The following is an 18,256-nucleotide window of genomic DNA, read 5'->3' as shown; positions in this document are numbered from 1 at the left end:
CAACCTTTGAAGAGTGAAGCGGTTATCCGTTAGTCTACATGTATGTATTAGGTGAGTACAACATTCAAGGAGGAATTGCTTATGCAGGTACAGACGCAGTTATCCTGGTCTGAGCGAATTGCAGCAACAATTATCCAGCAATGTGACGGGGACGGTTATCATGCGTTCCCTTCGGGACGATGGGCATACGTGGAAGGCATGACTTTGATGGCGATGGCACGAACCGGCCAGTATTATGGCAAGCAAGAGTATGTTGATTTTATGAAAAAACATATGGACCTGTATATCCAGCCGGACGGCTCTATTGGCACCTATACTTTGGAAGAATATAATCTGGATCAGATTAATCAAGGGAAAAACCTGTTTGCATTACTGGATGGTGCTGAAGATCAGCGTTACGCAGAAGCGGCGCATCTCTTGGCCGCACAGCTCGCAGGGCAACCCCGAACGTCGGAGGGTGGTTTCTGGCACAAAAAAATCTATCCATTCCAGATGTGGCTGGACGGCCTGTATATGTCGTCTCCCTTTCTGTCCGAGTATGCGAAGACCTTTCATCACCCCGAGTTATGGGATGAAGTGGCACATCAGATTCTGCTGATCGAACGCCAGACCCGTGATCCGCGGACCGGTCTGCTCTATCATGGCTGGGATGAATCGAAGGAGCAGGTCTGGGCGGATTCATCGACAGGTTGCTCGCCACACTTCTGGAGCCGGGCGATGGGCTGGTATGCCATGGCGATTGTGGACAGCGTGGAGCATTTCCCCGTGAACCATCCAAAGCGTGGAACCATCATTGGGATCTTCGAACGGATGTGCCATGCTTTGGTAAGCGTGCAGGAGCAGGAGAGCGGGTTATGGTTTCAGGTGCTGGATCAGGGCTTCCGCAAAGGCAACTATCTCGAAGCATCCGGGTCGAGCATGTTTGTATATGCACTTGCGAAGGGTGTGCGCTTAAGGTATCTGGAGCCGCATTTCAGAGCTGCGGCGGAGAAAGGATGGCAAGGACTTTCCTCCAGATTGGTGGAGGAGACGGCTGACGGCGTTCGGTTAAACGGGATCTGTCATGGCGCAGGACTAAGTCTGGATCGGGATGGCTCGTACAACTACTATGTAAGCGAAGCGGTTGTAAGCGATTCCTTTATGGGGGTGGCCCCACTTCTGCTGGCAGCGCTGGAAATGGAGCGATTGCCATGACACAGCAGAGATTGCCAAATACAGCAATGGAATCATCGGCTCCCTGTCTGACTGTTGCTTCAGACGGGACGGGGGATTATGTGACGATCCAGGCTGCAGTTGATGCGCTGCCGGAGAATGGCATCGGAAACGTCCCGATTCGCGTGAAGGCCGGTGTATATCATGAGAAGCTGCATATGGAGAAGCCGGGCATCCACCTGATTGGTGAAGGGGCGGAGCAGACGATCATTACGTATGATGATCATGCACTCAAGAAGTTCCCGGATGGGTCGCCATATCATACGTTTCATTCCTATACGGCTTTCATTGGTGCTGATGATTTCACGGCAGAGGGGATTTCCTTCGTAAATGCTGCTGGGCCGGGCAAGCAAGTTGGTCAGGCGCTGGCCGTTTATGTGGATGGAGATCGGGCGGTATTTCGCCGCTGTCGTTTGATCGGTCACCAGGATACGATCTTCACCGGCCCGCTGCCGGAGCAGCCCATGGATCGCAGTTACTTTGGCGGACCACGCGATGGTGCCGAGCGGCGCAAACTGCGGCAGTATTTCGAGGACTGTTACATCGAAGGTGATATCGATTTTATTTTTGGTTCGGCTACGGTAGTGTTTAAGGGCTGTGAGATCTTTACGAAGAATCGCCTGACTGAAGCGGAGGCTGCGGATGGACAAGTGAACGGTTGGATTACCGCAGCCTCTACGCCGGAGGATGTGCGTTACGGCTATGTGTTTCTGGACTGTGATCTGACCAGCAATGCTCCACCGCAGTCGGTGTATCTGGGCAGACCGTGGCGTCATCATGCCAAAGTCTGTTTTCTGAACTGCTGGATCGGCGCTCATGTGAAGCGGGAGGGATGGCACAACTGGAACAAGACAGATGCAGAGCAGACCGTTCAGTATGTGGAATACAACAGCGCCGGGCCTGGTGCCGGATGTGCTGCTGATCGTGTGCCTTGGGCCAAAATACTGACCGAACAGGAAGCGGCCGAGTACACTGTACCTCTGATTCTGTCCGGCGTAGATGGATGGCAGCCTTTGGAAGGGAGAGGGGAGCTGCGGCGGTAAGATATGCCCTCTTCTCTGCGTAATATCTAACATAGGTTTTCGTTCAAGTCTCCTAAGGACTTGAACGAAAACCTTTTTTGTGCGCTATATTACATTTTTCGCCCCCAATAGAACTATTTTATCCCTTATCTCTTTTGCATTTTACTGATTAAATACAGGGTGAGGATCTGTAAATTCCCTGTAAAATTTGGATGGTGCCTGCAAAAAAAGAACACGAGAGGGAAGGTCCATTTTGGTAAGGGAAGGGAGTGAAGTGACACGCAACATCAGATGGCTGAATGGGGCTGGCTCTAATCGATCACAGATCAGATGCAGGTGGACAATTGAAGTTTTGTTTGCAAGGTGAACGTATCCTTAGTACAGGAGGGATTTTGCTTGAATCAAGCTGTTCGATTCCGCCCGGTCATTACATTTGCTTTGGCATTTCTTCTACTTATTTCGTGGTTTGCACCGAGAGCCGATGCCGCCGCCCAGTGGCAGGCAGGCAATGCATACAAGAAAGGAGACCTCGTAACATATCAGAATAAAGATTATGAGTGTATTCAGGCCCACACGGCGTTGACCGGATGGGAGCCCTCTGTTGTGCCCGCGTTGTGGAAATACGTCGGGGAAGGTTCGGGAGGGGAAACGCCAACGCCAGATACGGCACCACCTTCTGTTCCTGCGGGTCTGACTTCATCCTCCATCACGAACACCTCTGTGAGTCTTTCCTGGAATGCATCCACGGATAATGTGGGCGTAGCGGGGTATGAGGTGTACCGGAACGGCGTTCTTGTGACAAGTACTTCAACTACAACAGCTGTAGTCACTGGACTGACAGCCAGCACGACTTATGCTTTTACGGTAAAAGCCAAAGATGCCGCAGGCAATGTATCCGCTGCGAGCACCTCCCTCAGTGTAACAACTTCCAATGGATCATCCAATCCTGGGCCAACCGGTGGCAAATGGCTGATTGGCTACTGGCACAACTTCGATAATGGTTCAACGAATATCAGACTTCGTAATGTATCAACAGCCTATGACGTCATTAATGTCTCCTTTGCCGAACCGATTTCACATGGCAGCGGAACACTTGCTTTTACTCCATACAATGCAACGGTAGCCGAATTCAAATCCGATATTGCCTATCTGCAAAGCCAGGGGAAAAAAGTACTGCTTTCCATGGGGGGAGCCAACGGTACCATTGAGCTCACCGACGCGACCAAGAGACAGCAGTTCGAAGATTCGTTAAAATCAATCATTTCCACGTATGGTTTCAATGGTCTAGATATCGATCTGGAAGGAAGCTCCCTGTCTCTGAATGCAGGGGATACCGATTTCCGTAGTCCAACTACACCGAAAATTGTTAACCTCATCCAAGGCGTGAAAGCAGTTAAGTCACACTTCGGCGCCAATTTCATCCTGACGGCTGCGCCGGAGACGGCCTATGTACAGGGTGGATATCTGAGCTACGGCGGTCCTTGGGGAGCATACTTGCCAGTCATCCATGCCTTACGTAATGACCTGACCCTGCTTCATGTGCAGCACTATAACACGGGCTCCATGGTGGGGCTGGATGGACGCTCTTACGCCCAAGGGACAGCTGATTTCCATGTGGCCATGGCGGAGATGCTGCTTCAAGGCTTTCATGTAGGCGGCAGCACGGGCACTTTCTTTAGTCCCTTGCGACCGGATCAGATTGCCATCGGTGTGCCGGCTTCCCAGCAGGCTGCTGGAGGTGGTTATACAACGCCAGCCGATCTGCAAAAGGCACTGAATTATCTAATCAAAGGTGTGTCATACGGTGGTTCCTATACTTTGCACCAGTCTACGGGCTATGCGGGGATAAAAGGGATTATGACCTGGTCAATCAACTGGGACGCATATACGAATAACCAGTTTTCGAGCGCACATCGTCCGTTCCTAAACGGGCTGAGTACGCAAACGACAAAGGAGGTTGTGTATTAGATGATACATTTAAATAAACGCACTGCTTTCAAGAAAACCGCAAAGTTTCTCCTGGGTCTATCCCTGCTCTTATCCGTCATTATTCCTTCTTTTGTGTTCCAACCAACTATGGCAGCAGCTGCAGATTCTTATAAAATTGTAGGTTACTACCCGTCCTGGGCTGCGTATGGGAGAAACTATAATGTAACGGATATCGACCCAACCAAAGTCACGCATATCAACTATGCTTTTGCCGATATTTGCTGGAACGGCGTTCATGGAAACTCTGACCCTTCAGGCCCTAACCCGGTGACCTGGACCTGTCAGAATGAAAAAAGCCAGACGATCAATGTGCCCAACGGAACGATCGTGCTTGGCGATCCATGGATTGATACCGGCAAGACATTTGCAGGGGATACGTGGGATCAGCCCATTGCAGGCAATATCAATCAGCTTAACAAGCTGAAACAGATCAATCCCAATCTGAAGACAATCATCTCCGTGGGAGGATGGACATGGTCCAACCGCTTCTCTGATGTAGCTGCGAATGCAGCAACGCGAGAGGTATTTGCAAACTCTGCCGTCGACTTCCTGCGGAAATACAATTTTGACGGGGTAGATCTGGACTGGGAGTACCCGGTATCAGGCGGGCTTGATGGTAACAGCAAACGTCCGGAGGATAAGCAAAATTACACACTGCTTCTGAGCAAAATCCGTGAGAAGCTGGATGCTGCTGGAGCAGTGGACGGCAAGAAGTATCTGCTTACGATTGCAAGCGGAGCATCGACAACCTATGCTGCGAATACAGAGCTTGCCAATATAGCTGCCATCGTCGACTGGATTAACATTATGACATACGATTTTAACGGGGCTTGGCAAAAAGTCAGCGCGCATAACGCGCCGTTGAACTATGACCCTGCGGCTTCAGCTGCTGGGGTGCCGGATGCCAATACATTTAACGTGGCTGCAGGAGCACAAGGACATCTGAATGCAGGCGTGCCAGCCGCTAAACTTGTGCTTGGTGTTCCGTTCTATGGCCGTGGCTGGGATGGATGCGCACAGGCGGGTAATGGGCAGTATCAGACCTGCACGGGAGGTTCTTCCGTTGGAACATGGGAAGCAGGCTCCTTTGATTTCTATGATCTGGAGACCAATTACATTAACAAAAACGGGTACACGCGTTATTGGAATGACATTGCCAAGGTGCCATATCTCTATAATGCGACCAACAAGCGTTTTATTAGCTATGACGATGCGGAGTCTATTGGATATAAAACCGCTTATATCAAGAGCAAAGGACTTGGCGGAGCGATGTTCTGGGAGCTTAGCGGTGACCGGAACAAAACACTCCAAAATAAACTGAAAGCCGATCTGCCTACCGGGGGTGCAGTGCCTCCAGCAGATACGACTGCGCCAAGCGTACCGGGAAATGCCCGCTCGACAGATGTGACGGCGAACTCGGTCACGCTGGCCTGGAATGCTTCAACAGATAATGTGGGTGTTACTGGGTATAACGTCTACAATGGTGCCAATCTTGCTGCCTCCGTCAATGGAACGACCGCAACAATCAGCGGCCTGTCCGCGGGTACTTCCTATACCTTTACGATCAAAGCAAAAGATGCGGCCGGCAATCTGTCTGCAGCCAGTAATGCTGTAACCGTAAGCACTACGACTCAGCCGGGAGGTGATACGCAAGCGCCAACTGCACCAACCAATCTGGCTTCAACGGCGCAAACAACATCCAGCATAACGCTGAGCTGGGCGGCATCCACGGATAACGTGGGTGTAACGGGTTATGATGTGTACAATGGAACGGCTCTGGCGACATCCGTGACCGGAACGACAGCAACCATCAACGGGCTTGCATCGGATACCTCGTATACATTTACAGTGAAAGCAAAGGATGCGGCGGGAAATGTATCTGCTGCGAGCAATGCGGTGACCGTGAAAACAACAACAGGGACGACGAATCCGGGCGTTTCCGCCTGGCAGGCGAATACAGCCTATACTGTAGGACAGCTGGTCACCTATAGCGGTAAGACGTATAAATGTTTGCAGTCCCACACTTCCTTGTCTGGGTGGGAACCATCCAATGTCCCTGCGTTGTGGCAGGCTCAATAGTTAAAAAATGGATTACAACATTTTGAATTAAAGCGTGCAGTATAAAAATAGAAAACCAAAAACCACCGGCTCTCTTGATCCGGTGGTTTTCGCTGTGTTATATCAAAGTAGCCTCCCAAAAGGCTATCTATTAGAAATCGAAGTTGTCTGGGTCAGGTCCAACGCGTACATCTTCGTTCAGGGCACTGATCTGATCCATCTCTTCATTTGAAAGTTCAAAGTCGAAGATGGAGGAATTCTCGATAATCCGGTTTTCCTTGGTGGACTTTGGAATGGTAATGACTCCATTTTGCAGATCCCAACGCAGGATGACTTGTGCAACCGATTTGCCTTTGGCTGAAGCAATCGCCGTAAGCACTGGGTTGTCCAACAGTTGACCTTGCATCAGAGGCGACCAAGCCTCAAACTGGATACCATTCTTTTCGCAGAAAGCCTTAAGCTCAACCTGAGTCAGGCGAGGGTGGTATTCCACCTGATTGACCATCGGCTTCACTTTGGTATCCTGCATCAGGTCTTCGAGATGATGAATCTGGAAGTTGCTGACACCAATAGCTTTAATGCGGCGAGCCGCGTACAACTCCTCGATTGCTTTCCAGGCTGCTTTGTATTTTCCTGCTTTAGGCCAGTGAATCAGATACAGGTCCAGGTATTCCAGTCCCAGTTTGTTCAATGTGGTATCAAAAGCGGCAAGTGTCTCTTCATATCCTAGGTCTGCATTCCATACTTTAGATGTAACAAACAGTTCTTGGCGTTTCAGGTTGTTTTCTTGCAAAGCTTCTGCAATCGCTTGACCAACACCGGCTTCATTGCCGTATATTGCAGCAGTATCAATGCTTCGGTAGCCATGTTTAATCGCATTTTTCACGGCTTCAATCAGTTCAGATCCTTCTTCTACCTTAAATACACCAAGTCCGAACCAAGGCATTGAAACACCGTTATGCAGAGTTACTGTAGATTGTAAATGTTGTGCGGTTTGAGATGTTGTCATGAGAGTTCCTCCTTCAATTGTGTGAAAATCAGTCGTTTGAAGCTGAATTTTTGTTGTTTTATCATACAAAATTAAATCACAGTAGATCAAATTGGGTTCAACGTATATAGTATAGTAAAATACGATGTGAAACCGGTTCCCCTCATAAATTTGGAACCAATATTCCCAGGCCGAGCCCAATGGTCGGGATGCAACTTAGAACGAAGCCTTCTGCAGTTCGGCAGGTACATGTTGATCCTTGCTTTCCAGCATTTTAGCCCATGCCGTCAGAATTACAGCTACGAGAACCATCAAGGCACCAACCCATGTCGTGTGAATCAAACCAATGGAGTCATTGATCACTCCACCCAAATAGGCACCTATAGCGATCCCTGCATTAAATGCGGCGATGTTAAAGGCTGAGGCAACATCCTTGGCCTGTGGTGCATATCGCTCAGCCAAGGTTACAACGTACATCTGAAGACCAGGCACATTCATGAAGGCGAGCAGGCCCATACCCATAATGGTGAGCAGTGCTGCCAACTTGAACGGGACGGTGAAGTACATCACGCCGAGAATGATGGTCTGAATGATGAACATGTAGAAGAGCGCCTTGAGCGGGTTGCGATTGGCTGCTCTGCCGCCGATGATGTTGCCAACAGCGATGGCTATTCCGTACAACAACAGAATGAACGCTACTGTTTTCTCGGAATATCCGCTAATATCATGCAACAACGGAGACAGATACGTAAACACAACAAATGTTCCTCCGTACCCGACTGCAGTGATGGCAAAAGCAAGCAGCAATCGTCCGCCTGTAACCAGCTTCAGCTGATCCCGAAATGCCGTTTGTGTTCCTCGCTTCAACGTGGATGGAACGAGTATCAGGTTTCCGATGCTTGCAACGATGCCAACTACAACAATCAGGATAAAGGCAGCGCGCCAGCCCCAATGTTGACCGATGAGTGTACCGAGAGGTACGCCCGTTACCGTGGCTATCGTTAGCCCGGAGAACATGATGGCAATGGCACTTGCTCTGCGGTTGGCAGGAACCAGATCCGCTGCGATGGTGGAGCCGATAGACATGAATACTCCGTGTGCCAGAGCGGATACGACTCGCGCAATGAGTAACATGGTGACGCCCGTCGATAGTGCAGCCAACGTGTTACCCGCAATGAAGACAATCATGATGGCAAGCAATAACGTTTTGCGTGATATGGTAGACGTCAGTGAGGTCAGGACAGGAGCCCCAAAGGTAACGCCTAATGCATATAAAGTAACGGTCAGTCCCGCTGTAGTTACGGAAATGCCCAGGTTATCTGCAATGAGGGGCAGTAGCCCAACGCTGATAAATTCTGTGGTACCGATTGCGAATGCACTAATGGCCAGTGCTAGCAGTGCCCACGTGCTGCGTTTTGAATCTTGTAACATTTCTTGCTCAACTCCCCCGAATGTAGATTTACGTACCGGCAAATGCTATTATGAGTTATTCGGTATAGATTGAATAGTACGTACTTTTTAGTACCCTACGTACTTTTTGGTGCCTATACAGCATGCGACGGATGTAATCCAATTCATCAGGGAGGAAGCAAGTTATGGTAAGAAAAAAATATAACATCTCGGTTGAAGCGACCTTAGAAGTGATCGGTGGCAAGTGGAAATGCGTCATTCTCTGTCATCTGACACATGGGAAGAGACGAACCAGTGATCTCAAACGTATTATGCCCGCAATCACACAGAAAATGTTAACACAACAGCTGAGAGAGCTTGAAAACGACGGAATCGTAAACCGAATCGTATACAATCAGGTCCCTCCCAAAGTAGAATACGAATTGAGTGATTACGGGAGAAGTCTTGAACCGATTCTCAATGCACTCTGTAATTGGGGAGATCAACATATTGTGAAGGAATACGGAGACAAATCAGCAGTTCTGGAAGATAATGGACTAAATGATTTTAACTCTGACAATAGGGAGCTGGTGCAACCGTGAACTATGAGATTTTATATGATGGTGCTTTTGCGATGCTCAAGGTACATTTGCAGCGGGGAGAACGGTTCAAGGCTGAGAGTGGTGCGATGGTATCCATGACGCCTACGGTTGAACTGAAGGGTTCAGCAGAAGGCGGAATGTTTGCCGGGTTCGGTCGGATGCTGAGCGGGGAGAAGTTTTTCTTTCAGGAACTGACGGCTGCGGGCGGGTCGGCAGAGATTCTGCTCTCACCTTCAAGCATGGGCGATGTAGAAGCTGTTGAATTGGACGGTTCTTATTCACTCTATGTGCAGAAAGACGGATTTCTGGCAGGAACCGAGGGCATTCAGGTGAATACCAAAATGCAAAACCTGAAGAAAGGTCTCTTTTCGGGAGAAGGTTTCTTCATTATTGAGATCAGCGGACGTGGAACTGTATTTCTGTCTTCCTATGGTGCCATCCATGCGATTAATCTGGCAGCAGGTGAAGAAATGATCGTGGATAACGCCCATTTGGTGGCATGGCCTCATTATGTTGATTACCGTATTGAGAAAGCTTCACAGGGCTGGTTATCCAGTGTAACAAGTGGAGAAGGACTGGTATGTCGGTTCCGGGGAGAAGGAACCATTCTTATACAGAGCCGCAATCCGCAAGGATTCGGACAATGGGTGAAGCAGTTTATACCTGCCCGCTAATTTTTTTGAGAAAGAACACACAGAATTGCAACGGATATGTTTCCATCATCGTTATATGAATAATGGATTTACTTCATTGACTGACGGGTACATATTCTGTTGCATAAGGTCGCACATCATGGAGGTATGAGATGACAAGCTCAAGGTATAAAAACGCACAAGAAAGCCCGGGATATCTGTTATGGCAGGTTACATCCATGTGGCAAAAGGAAGTACGCAGGGTGCTGGAGCCCCTCGAACTGACACAACCTCAATTTGTATTATTGCACGCCTGTTTGTGGCTCAATGAACACGATGAGGAAGGCAAAGGAGTTACTCAGGTTCAAATTGCTCATTTTGCCAAGGTGGATGTTAACGTAACTTCTCAGGTTCTACGTGCGCTTGAAAAAAGGGGATTAATTACCCGCGCCCGTCATCAGACAGATACGCGTGCCAACATTATCACAACAACGGAAGAAGGAACCCGATTGGCTGTGGAGGGAATTCATCTGGTCGAGGAGTCGGACAAGGCATTTTTCGAAACTTTGGATGAACGTAAGGGAGAGTATTTGGAGATCATGCAGGAGTTTCTTCGCCAAAAAACAGAGAGTTGATCCGTAATATATCTTTTTTTAATTTATTAAACTACAGTTTGTAGTGGAACTGGGAAATTTTCTAATTATTAATAATTATAGCACCTCTGCAAAATACAAACAGACCTCCTGACTTCATCTTGTCGGGAGGTCTGTTTAGGTTGCTCAATCGATTCGATAGGACGCAAACGGCTCGCGGCGACGGAAAGAGTCACTGATCTGGTCCAGATCGGCCAACAGCTCATCAGGCAGTGACATGTCCAGACTAGCCAGATTGTGTTCCAACTGATCGGTGTGTGTAGCGCCAACAATCACTGTGGATACAGCCTGACGTGTCAGCAGCCATGCAAGCGACAGCACACTCGGGGAGCATCCATATGCAGCCGCTTTTGCGCTTACTTGTTCGCTCAGTTGAATATTATGCTCCAGCAAGAAACGGTTGAAAGACGGATCGGTGTCTGCTCTGGAACCAGAAGGTACACTGGTCTGTCCGTTATATTTACCTGTCAGAATACCACCTGCCAACGGGAAGTACGGAATAATACCTACACCCTGATCCAGACACATCGGTACCAGTTCCAACTCGGGCGTACGGTCTGCCAGGGAGTAGCTGGTTTGGGTGGAGATGTAGCGCACATAACCTTTATGTTCACTGATGCCCAGAGCTTTCATCAGCTCCCAAGCTGCGTAGTTGGAGGCTCCGATGTAACGGACTTTGCCGGAAGTGACCATATCATCCAGTGTGCGCAGTGTCTCATCCAGCGGTGTATGCGGATCAAAAGTATGGATCTGGTACAGATCGACATAATCCGTTTGCAGACGCCGCAGGCTATGTTCCAGCTCTTGTTGCAGATGGTAGCGGGAGGAACCCCGCCCATGAGGACCATCATGCCGGGGTAATCCGGCCTTGGTAGCAAGCACCGCGTTTTCCCGTCGACCTGTGAGAGCCTGTCCAATAATGCGTTCCGATTCCGTGCCTGCGTAGATATTGGCGGTATCGATAAAGTTGATGCCCTGATCCATCGCTGCATGAATAATGCGGGTAGAAGCTGCTTCATCCGCGCGTTTGCCAAATGCATTGGTGCCAAGCCCCAGTGCCGACACACGCAAACCACTATTGCCCAAACGTCGATATTCCACATTCATCGCTCCTTCTCTATTCATTTATGTAATGCAGATTATAACGTAATCTATTGAAAACGTGTTATTAATATAGTTAAATGATTCTAAGAACCCGTTATTAAAGGAGATATGATGGAAAACAGTGCTGCACATTTAACAAGACGGAAGCCGAAGAAACCGAAGAAGAAATGGAAGAAGCCATTAATCATCACCCTAAGTGTGCTGCTTGTGTTGGGAGGACTCGGATTTATCTATCAAAAGCAACTCGTCGTGTTTGCCTTTAACATGTTCGCTTCAGCTACGGTGAAGGAAGCCTTGGATGACTCCTTTGTACCAGCGGGCGATAAGGATGCCCCTGTCGTGGAACATACCGACCCATTCTCGCTGTTGCTGCTAGGGATTGACCAACGGGATAACGAACCAAGCCGTTCGGATACCATCATCTATTCCGTCGTGCGTCCAGAAGACAATAAAGTGCTGCTGCTGTCCATTCCGCGTGACTCCTATACCGAGATTGTCGGCCGGGATGTGAAGTCAAAGATCAACTCAGCGTATGCCCATGGTGAAGCCAAGATGGCGATGGATACAGTGGAGAATTTGCTGGGGAACAAAGTGGATTTCTATGCCGCGATTAATTTTAACGGGCTCAAGGATATTGTTGATGCGGTGGGTGGCGTTGAACTGCCGATCAAAAAGAATATTGAGAACAAATCAAGAGCGCATGAAAAGCTGTTCGTTGAAGCCAACAAACCGATCTATAGCGGTGAAGAAGCGCTTGGATATGTGCGTTACCGGGAAGATTCTGATTTCAATCGGACGATGCGTCACCGGATTTTCTTAAGTGCCTTCATGAATCGTGCGCTGGAGGTCAAAAATCTGACCAAAATCCCGGACGTAATCCAGATTGCCGGATCGAATTTTACAACCAACATGACCTCGGACTTTATCGTGAAATTTGCCGAGTCCTTATATATGAAAGATAGCATACCAACGATCAGCAATTACATGCTGAAGGGGGAGGGTGCAACGCGCAGTGGCACATGGTACTACGATCTGTCGGAGGACGATCTGCAGTATGTGCGTGGCATGATCGCCAGTTGGCTAGACCCTGATGCGACCGAGATAATTGAGCCCGAGTCAGCGGACCAATCGGAGACGAGTGATGCGGCATAAGCATCGATTCTTGTGCAAATGCTCATATGAATATAAGTCCGGCGAAGCAGTTGCTTCCCGGCTTTTTTGCGTTTGAGATCCTACGGATGAAATATTGCACAGATATATCTAATGTTTAAACCTCTTTTTATGGCATACATATAGTAAAATATAGGGAAAAGATTAAACATCAACCAACGGAGGAAGCTCATGAAGGAGTTTAAGGATCGGCTTCAACAGGTTCAGGAGCAGCAGAAACAGCTGGCGAAGGAGTACCATGCCCTGCTCCAGGAATACCAGTCCGATGACCTGATCGTTCAGAATGAACAGTTACAGGAACAGTATGAGGCTCATAAGCTCAAGCTGCGCCAGCTTGAACTTCGCTCGCGCAAGATGGAAGAAGAGAATGCACGTCTTCGGATGGCGTTATCTGAACAAATGCTGGATGAGAAGCTGAATCTGATCCGGGTATCCCGGGAGAAGATGGAGACCTATTTTCAAGGGAAAACAGCAGTACATAATGATCGAATTGCATTCCATGAACATCGAACCAAATCCAATCTGAACTCGCTGTACAACCAGGCCGCACAGGAGTTACAAGAGGATTCCCACGAGGTGAAGGAGAGGATTGCTTACCTTGCGGCAGAGGTGAATGAGCGCATTGAATCGCACAGACGAGCCGTACGGGATAGAGAAGAGGCTCTGCGTGGGCACATGGAACGTGGTTATGAGCATATGGCGGAGGAAGGGTTGAGCGAAGAGACTATCCAACGCAGGATCAAACAGAATCGCATGGAGATGAAGATTGGACTCAGCTGGATCAACAAAGTAGCCATCTTGCTCCTCATTCTGGGCGTTGGAGCAGCGTTCCAATACTCGTACTCGACCTGGTTTAATGACGAGATGAAGAGCGGAGCCTTTTTCCTGCTCGGTGCACTGATGCTCGCTGGAGGAGAGTGGCTGTTCCGCCGCAAAAGGCAGACGTTTGCGATGGGGCTGCTCGGCGGTGGGATATCCGTCTTGTTCGGCTCCGTCTTCTATAGTTACTTTTTACTGCATATTATCGGGTTATATACGGGACTTGGCTTGTCTGTGTTGGTATCGGCAATCTCCGTATTGTTGTCCTTGAGATACCAGTCGAAGACCATCTGTTCACTAGGTCTCGTGGGCGGATATCTTCCGTTATTCTCCTACATGTTCTCGTTCGGACTTGAAGGTCCGGCTGTCTATGTAGCCATGATCTATCTGCTGCTCTTAAACGGCATTATTGTGTTTATATCATTCGGCAAACGGTGGCCGGTGGTGCACTATATCAGTTTCCTGTTCAACACACCATCCATGCTCATCCTCTTATGGCTGTCGCCAAGTGAGAAGATTGGCATGCTGTATTCCATTGTGACGTTTGCATTATATCTGGGCATTACGCTGGCATATCCTTTCAAACATCGAATGAAGTTAACCTGGTGGGATTTCGCTCTGCTCGCCATGAATACGAGCATCAGCTGTCTGATGTTATACGTACTGTTTGATGTGGCAAATTGGAATGATGCTCAGGGCTTGCTGGCGTTGATCTTCTGCGTGGTGTATCTGGGCCTCGCACGATTCGTCCAGCGCCATATGGCTCAGGAGAAACAGACGATTCTGCTCTTCTATGTCACTTCCCTGACCTTTGCCGTTTTGATTATTCCGTTCCAATTCGGGGCCAAGTGGTTATCGATGGGTTGGTTAATTGAAGGGGTTCTGTTGGTTACGCTAGGACATCTGAAACGGCTCAAGTCTGTGGAACGTGCCGGATGGGGCATTGTGCTTCTATGTCTAATCACTTTTGTGTACTACGATCTGCTGGCGCTATTCTTCATCGGGGAACGTTCTTACTTCATGTTAAAATACTCCAGTATCACGCTGGGAACTGTGCTTATTACACTGTATTATGTCTGGGCAGTTCACAGCAACTCATCTTCCAGAGAGAGATTCAATTACAGCCCGCTGGAGCTGGGTTTCCTGAACGGATTCAAGTATGTGACACTTGCGAATCTGTGGTTATACGTGCTGTATGAGTCGAATGAATTGTATACCAGAGCTGTCGATGGGACGTTCCTGTTATACATGTTCTACAAGTTGCTCATGTTCGCAGCGCTCACGATTGCGTTGGCCTATGGACTGAACAAGGTAAAGCTTCTGCGTGATCAATACGTGCAGGGGTATACCACCTTCCTGCATGCCATTGGCTGCTGTATTGCGCTGGCTGTCACCTTAACCATGCCAGCGCTTCAGCCGGAAGTTCAGCAGCATACAGCGGCGGAGATTGTTGGTTTGCTGGTCCTAATTATCTTTAACGTAGGGGTATTCTTTGCAGGAAGGGATCTGCTAATTGCAGGCATCCGCGGACAGTTCAAGAGCATTGAATGGTACCCGGTTATCGCAGGGGTATATCTGCTGGGTGTCATCACCGTTTTCCTGACGATTCAGTTCCAGTGGGGTGATGTGGGGCTGATGTTCAGCCTAATCTATCTGCTGCTGGCAATACTCTATATTGCGTATGGATTCCGTAGAAAATATGTCATGATTCGGCGTCTCGGCCTTGGCCTAACGTTGTTCGCTACGGGGAAGATGGTGTTCTATGATGTGGGGATGCTTACCTCGGGTAGCAAAATCTTTGCCTATTTCAGCTTTGGAGTACTATTGCTGGGGATCTCTTACCTGTATCAGAAGGTGTCGAGCCGGATGGAGGAAATACAGTCCAAAGAGACAGCAAAGCCTGCCGACGAGCCTACTGTGCCTGAGGAAGAAGTAGATTGATGTAATGATTCTAATTCCAGTCCATGATGTGTGTGGGCGGTTTGAACGGACGTTCTTGTTGGTGTATGTTCTTGTTTGAACTAAATGGAAGGACTCCGGATGTGTTTCATATCCAGAGTTCCTTCTTTATTCCTTGTTCTTAATCTCTTCGACGACTTGAAAGCCGTTTGCTTTTCCATTAAGATATCCTTGCTCATAGTAGTCTATGCCATCAGGGGTTATAGTTACTGCAACTGTCTCCGGATTATTCTCTACGGGTTGTGCAACAATATATCCTCTGTCTAGCAGATATGAAAATGCTCTGTACTTTTCTATGTTTTCCTTTTGATAGAATCTATTACTCGGTAAAAGCACCGCAGAATTTTCAGTAAACCAAGCTGAATATATTTGCTCCGTAATATCGTATCTTTCTTGTATTCTCTCTTTAATTTGAAGCTCTCTTTCATCGAGCATACTCACACCTCCGGAAATTAAAGTGTCTATCTAAAGGGTACACTTTTAATAGCAGCCTAACTGAAGAAAATTTCTTTTTATTCTTCAAAACTACGTTCTGTCTTCCAGTACCAGAACTTCTCGCCCTGAGAGATCAGAAAGCGATCTAACCATGTTTCAAAATTACTATAAAATGGGCTTGCGTAATCCACAGGATTTAAACTCTCACAAAGCAACAGATATTTCTCATCACCTGAACTCCAACGCTCTAAATCAATTAGGATTCGATCATCAAGAATATTGGCGACCACAATCTTATTATCTGATGCTTCATTGTAATGTATAACATCTTGGGATGAATATAAGAAGCTCTCCCCGCCATATTCAGGGTCTTCAAACAAGGAAGCTCCATTACATAATTGTAAAAAGCTTGTGTAATCTGGAGGCAATGGAGTAGAAAAATACTCTGAAAGCTCTTTAATTTTATCTTCGGATGCACCTGGTTTGAATTTATTCATAGCAGTCATTTTCCCAGTAGGAGCAAGTATTTCAATTCGACCATTATTTTGGTCCGACCATTCCTTAAATACTTTAATTAACATTTACATAGCCTCCTCAAAAAAACTGGAGCTGTCCCAAAAGCCCTTTCTTGTTTGAAAATTATATTCACAGGCATTTTCAGAATCAATTAATTAGCACGAAACTAATTACATAACCTTAATTCATTTAATCAGTAATTTTTTTTAGCTCAAAAATAGTTGCCTCAGATAACAAGATAAGCCTATCGTTATTAACAGCAAAAAAATTTAAACCTGAAGGTATGCCAAGTTTCGTAGAAGGGTCACTTACATCTATTACTTTTACTACATCATTTATATTTGAGTCTGGGATATCTATTTTATAAAATTTATAAAAAGAGTCAGATTTATAGCATGTCGATGTAATCTGATATAATGGATTTTTTAGTTCAGATTGATATTTCTTATAGTTTTTAAGTCCTTTTGATGAAAAAAAGTCTTTTTCGATTATAATTTTAGCTCCAATAAATTTTTGCCCTGTTGGATATTCAGAAGCATCATTATATGAATTTGCAAATCCTAAAAGCTTCTCAACGTTCCAAGTTCCATAGAAATATTTTTCAGTTTCACTATCTAAACTTATACGATCTACAGTACAATCATCGGATGTGTTTTGTTCCGGATTTGTTGTTACTTGTTTACTGGGAGACTTACCCGAACCTTGCGTAACCGATGCGGGCTTACCTGATCCACCACATCCTGAAAGCATAACGACACTTAACAACATCGATACACCAATCTCTTTTTTCAACCCTAAGATCTCCTTTCGTAGACCTAGCAGAAATTATATCAAAGCAAATGAAACCATGAATGACATAGCATTAACATTATTTATGATTTAAGTTAAATTTATGTTATATAATCCCGAAAAAAAGACGTTCCTCGATAATCCAGGAGCACCTAACAGAAATCTACTTGCAAGTGGTCTTTACTCTACCCGTTAACACCGTGATATGTGGAGAAATTGTTGGGTTGGAAGGTGGAGAGGAAACCGAAATCACAAAACTAAGAAATGTCACCAGCACAAATGGCTGAAATCCATCTGCGTGCCGGGCAGTTTATGATTGAAGTCATGCAATCATCTATACTTTCGGAATTGTTATTCAACTCAAAATAAGGCTACTGTCTAATATAATGGGAGCGTATCACCCTGGTGGTAGTGCATCTTACTATTCTGTTACGAATTGTTTACTGTCTTTATTAAAGGTATATTCTGTGATTAATGTATCACCCTGTCCTTCTGTATTTTTCGTGGTTACGACCAGCTTTTCGCTTTTATTAACGGGAGTACTAACTTTTTCAGCATTTTTAAAAGTGATTGCAAATGCTTCTCCACTTTTTTTATCAATGCCAAAAGCATAAGAATTATACCCTCTTGAAGCTGTGTATTCAGGAGTGAGCAAGAAAACGTCCATTGCTTCAAAACTGATTTTCTCAAAGGAAATAGGTTGGTCAGAAGGTTGAATAAAAACAAGATCCTGTAATTCTTTTAATTCTTTTTTATCCTCATTATGTTTGTAAATCACGGAGTAATTACCTTGATAAAAGAAGTCACCTTCTTGCCCTAGAACACTTGGTGTAGTGACATGTCCAATCGCTTCTTTTCCTTCTGAAACAACATATAACTCACCATTATCTGTATCTATCCGGGCTCGAACGGTCGGGTT

The 18,256-nt window shown here is 46.9% G+C and carries 16 protein-coding genes; 9 read left to right on the top strand and 7 right to left on the bottom strand.

Going from position 1 to position 18,256, the window contains the following annotated elements; genetic code table 11:
* Positions 1 to 81 precede the first annotated feature (81 nt).
* The 4 genes from MKY92_RS29390 to MKY92_RS29375 all read left to right on the top strand — a co-directional run bounded on the left by MKY92_RS29390 (position 82) and on the right by MKY92_RS29375 (position 6,302).
* Complete coding sequence (locus MKY92_RS29390; protein ID WP_339298559.1) at positions 82 to 1,194, top strand: glycoside hydrolase family 88 protein; 1,113 nt, start codon at positions 82 to 84, stop codon at positions 1,192 to 1,194.
* Entirely contained in the window at positions 1,191 to 2,255 is a 1,065-nt protein-coding gene (locus MKY92_RS29385) for a pectinesterase family protein (RefSeq protein WP_339298558.1), read from the top strand. The genes MKY92_RS29390 and MKY92_RS29385 overlap by 4 nt, the downstream gene beginning before the upstream one ends.
* Positions 2,256 to 2,690: 435 nt before the next feature.
* Positions 2,691 to 4,202: a glycosyl hydrolase family 18 protein gene (locus tag MKY92_RS29380; RefSeq protein ID WP_339301950.1), complete on the top strand. Its 1,512-nt coding sequence runs from the start codon at positions 2,691 to 2,693 to the stop codon at positions 4,200 to 4,202.
* Positions 4,203 to 6,302 carry a glycosyl hydrolase family 18 protein gene (locus tag MKY92_RS29375; protein WP_339298557.1) on the top strand — a complete coding sequence of 700 codons (2,100 nt, stop codon included), beginning with the start codon at positions 4,203 to 4,205 and terminating at the stop codon, positions 6,300 to 6,302.
* A 130-nt stretch (positions 6,303 to 6,432) separates the two neighbouring features.
* Here MKY92_RS29375 and MKY92_RS29370 read toward each other — a convergent pair whose 3' ends face one another.
* A complete protein-coding gene (locus tag MKY92_RS29370; protein ID WP_339298556.1) occupies positions 6,433 to 7,290 on the bottom strand; it encodes an aldo/keto reductase in 858 nt (285 codons plus the stop codon).
* A gap of 195 nt (positions 7,291 to 7,485) precedes the next feature.
* Positions 7,486 to 8,700 (bottom strand): MFS transporter, encoded by a 1,215-nt coding sequence (locus MKY92_RS29365; RefSeq protein ID WP_339298555.1) that lies wholly within the window; start codon positions 8,698 to 8,700, stop codon positions 7,486 to 7,488.
* A 164-nt stretch (positions 8,701 to 8,864) separates the two neighbouring features.
* Between MKY92_RS29365 and MKY92_RS29360 the strand changes: the two genes are divergently transcribed.
* The 3 genes from MKY92_RS29360 to MKY92_RS29350 all read left to right on the top strand — a co-directional run bounded on the left by MKY92_RS29360 (position 8,865) and on the right by MKY92_RS29350 (position 10,527).
* Entirely contained in the window at positions 8,865 to 9,260 is a 396-nt protein-coding gene (locus MKY92_RS29360; RefSeq protein ID WP_017691613.1) for a winged helix-turn-helix transcriptional regulator, read from the top strand.
* Entirely contained in the window at positions 9,257 to 9,934 is a 678-nt protein-coding gene (locus MKY92_RS29355; protein ID WP_017691614.1) for a TIGR00266 family protein, read from the top strand. The genes MKY92_RS29360 and MKY92_RS29355 overlap by 4 nt, the downstream gene beginning before the upstream one ends.
* A 131-nt stretch (positions 9,935 to 10,065) precedes the next feature.
* Positions 10,066 to 10,527 carry a MarR family transcriptional regulator gene (locus MKY92_RS29350; protein ID WP_339298554.1) on the top strand — a complete coding sequence of 154 codons (462 nt, stop codon included), beginning with the start codon at positions 10,066 to 10,068 and terminating at the stop codon, positions 10,525 to 10,527.
* Between the two features lie 144 nt (positions 10,528 to 10,671).
* Here the strand turns inward: MKY92_RS29350 and MKY92_RS29345 are convergent, their stop codons facing one another.
* Positions 10,672 to 11,646 carry an aldo/keto reductase gene (locus MKY92_RS29345; protein ID WP_339298553.1) on the bottom strand — a complete coding sequence of 325 codons (975 nt, stop codon included), beginning with the start codon at positions 11,644 to 11,646 and terminating at the stop codon, positions 10,672 to 10,674.
* A 111-nt stretch (positions 11,647 to 11,757) separates the two neighbouring features.
* On the opposite strand from MKY92_RS29345, the gene MKY92_RS29340 reads away from it, so the two are divergent.
* Positions 11,758 to 12,801, top strand: coding sequence for an LCP family protein (locus MKY92_RS29340; RefSeq protein ID WP_339298552.1), 1,044 nt, complete (start codon positions 11,758 to 11,760; stop codon positions 12,799 to 12,801).
* A 189-nt stretch (positions 12,802 to 12,990) separates the two neighbouring features.
* Entirely contained in the window at positions 12,991 to 15,579 is a 2,589-nt protein-coding gene (locus MKY92_RS29335; RefSeq protein ID WP_339298551.1) for a DUF2339 domain-containing protein, read from the top strand.
* 126 nt (positions 15,580 to 15,705) lie between these two features.
* On the opposite strand, the gene MKY92_RS29330 is transcribed toward MKY92_RS29335, so the two are convergent.
* The 4 genes from MKY92_RS29330 to MKY92_RS29315 form a co-directional block, all read right to left on the bottom strand.
* Positions 15,706 to 16,032, bottom strand: coding sequence for a hypothetical protein (locus tag MKY92_RS29330; RefSeq protein WP_339298550.1), 327 nt, complete (start codon positions 16,030 to 16,032; stop codon positions 15,706 to 15,708).
* Positions 16,033 to 16,109: 77 nt separating this feature from the next.
* Positions 16,110 to 16,613 carry an SMI1/KNR4 family protein gene (locus MKY92_RS29325; protein WP_339298549.1) on the bottom strand — a complete coding sequence of 168 codons (504 nt, stop codon included), beginning with the start codon at positions 16,611 to 16,613 and terminating at the stop codon, positions 16,110 to 16,112.
* A 124-nt stretch (positions 16,614 to 16,737) separates the two neighbouring features.
* Positions 16,738 to 17,340, bottom strand: coding sequence for a hypothetical protein (locus tag MKY92_RS29320; RefSeq protein ID WP_339298548.1), 603 nt, complete (start codon positions 17,338 to 17,340; stop codon positions 16,738 to 16,740).
* A gap of 418 nt (positions 17,341 to 17,758) precedes the next feature.
* Entirely contained in the window at positions 17,759 to 18,115 is a 357-nt protein-coding gene (locus tag MKY92_RS29315; RefSeq protein WP_339298547.1) for a hypothetical protein, read from the bottom strand.
* Positions 18,116 to 18,256: the final 141 nt, after the last annotated feature.

Origin of the sequence: Paenibacillus sp. FSL R5-0623, assembly GCF_037974265.1 — a bacterium.
GTDB lineage: Bacteria > Bacillota > Bacilli > Paenibacillales > Paenibacillaceae > Paenibacillus.
Note: the sequence above shows the minus strand (reverse complement) of the source record. Positions and strands in the feature narration are given on the sequence as shown.

Bases quoted from the DNA above. Each gene is read 5' to 3' on its own strand.
- MKY92_RS29390 (WP_339298559.1), top strand. From the start codon at position 82: ATGCAGGTACAGACGCAGTTATCCTGGTCTGAGCGAATTGCAGCAACA.
- MKY92_RS29385 (WP_339298558.1), top strand. From the start codon at position 1,191: ATGACACAGCAGAGATTGCCAAATACAGCAATGGAATCATCGGCTCCC.
- MKY92_RS29375 (WP_339298557.1), top strand. From the start codon at position 4,203: ATGATACATTTAAATAAACGCACTGCTTTCAAGAAAACCGCAAAGTTT.
- MKY92_RS29370 (WP_339298556.1), bottom strand. From the start codon at position 7,290: ATGACAACATCTCAAACCGCACAACATTTACAATCTACAGTAACTCTG.
- MKY92_RS29365 (WP_339298555.1), bottom strand. From the start codon at position 8,700: ATGTTACAAGATTCAAAACGCAGCACGTGGGCACTGCTAGCACTGGCC.
- MKY92_RS29360 (WP_017691613.1), top strand. From the start codon at position 8,865: ATGGTAAGAAAAAAATATAACATCTCGGTTGAAGCGACCTTAGAAGTG.
- MKY92_RS29350 (WP_339298554.1), top strand. From the start codon at position 10,066: ATGACAAGCTCAAGGTATAAAAACGCACAAGAAAGCCCGGGATATCTG.
- MKY92_RS29340 (WP_339298552.1), top strand. From the start codon at position 11,758: ATGATGGAAAACAGTGCTGCACATTTAACAAGACGGAAGCCGAAGAAA.
- MKY92_RS29335 (WP_339298551.1), top strand. From the start codon at position 12,991: ATGAAGGAGTTTAAGGATCGGCTTCAACAGGTTCAGGAGCAGCAGAAA.
- MKY92_RS29330 (WP_339298550.1), bottom strand. From the start codon at position 16,032: ATGCTCGATGAAAGAGAGCTTCAAATTAAAGAGAGAATACAAGAAAGA.
- MKY92_RS29325 (WP_339298549.1), bottom strand. From the start codon at position 16,613: ATGTTAATTAAAGTATTTAAGGAATGGTCGGACCAAAATAATGGTCGA.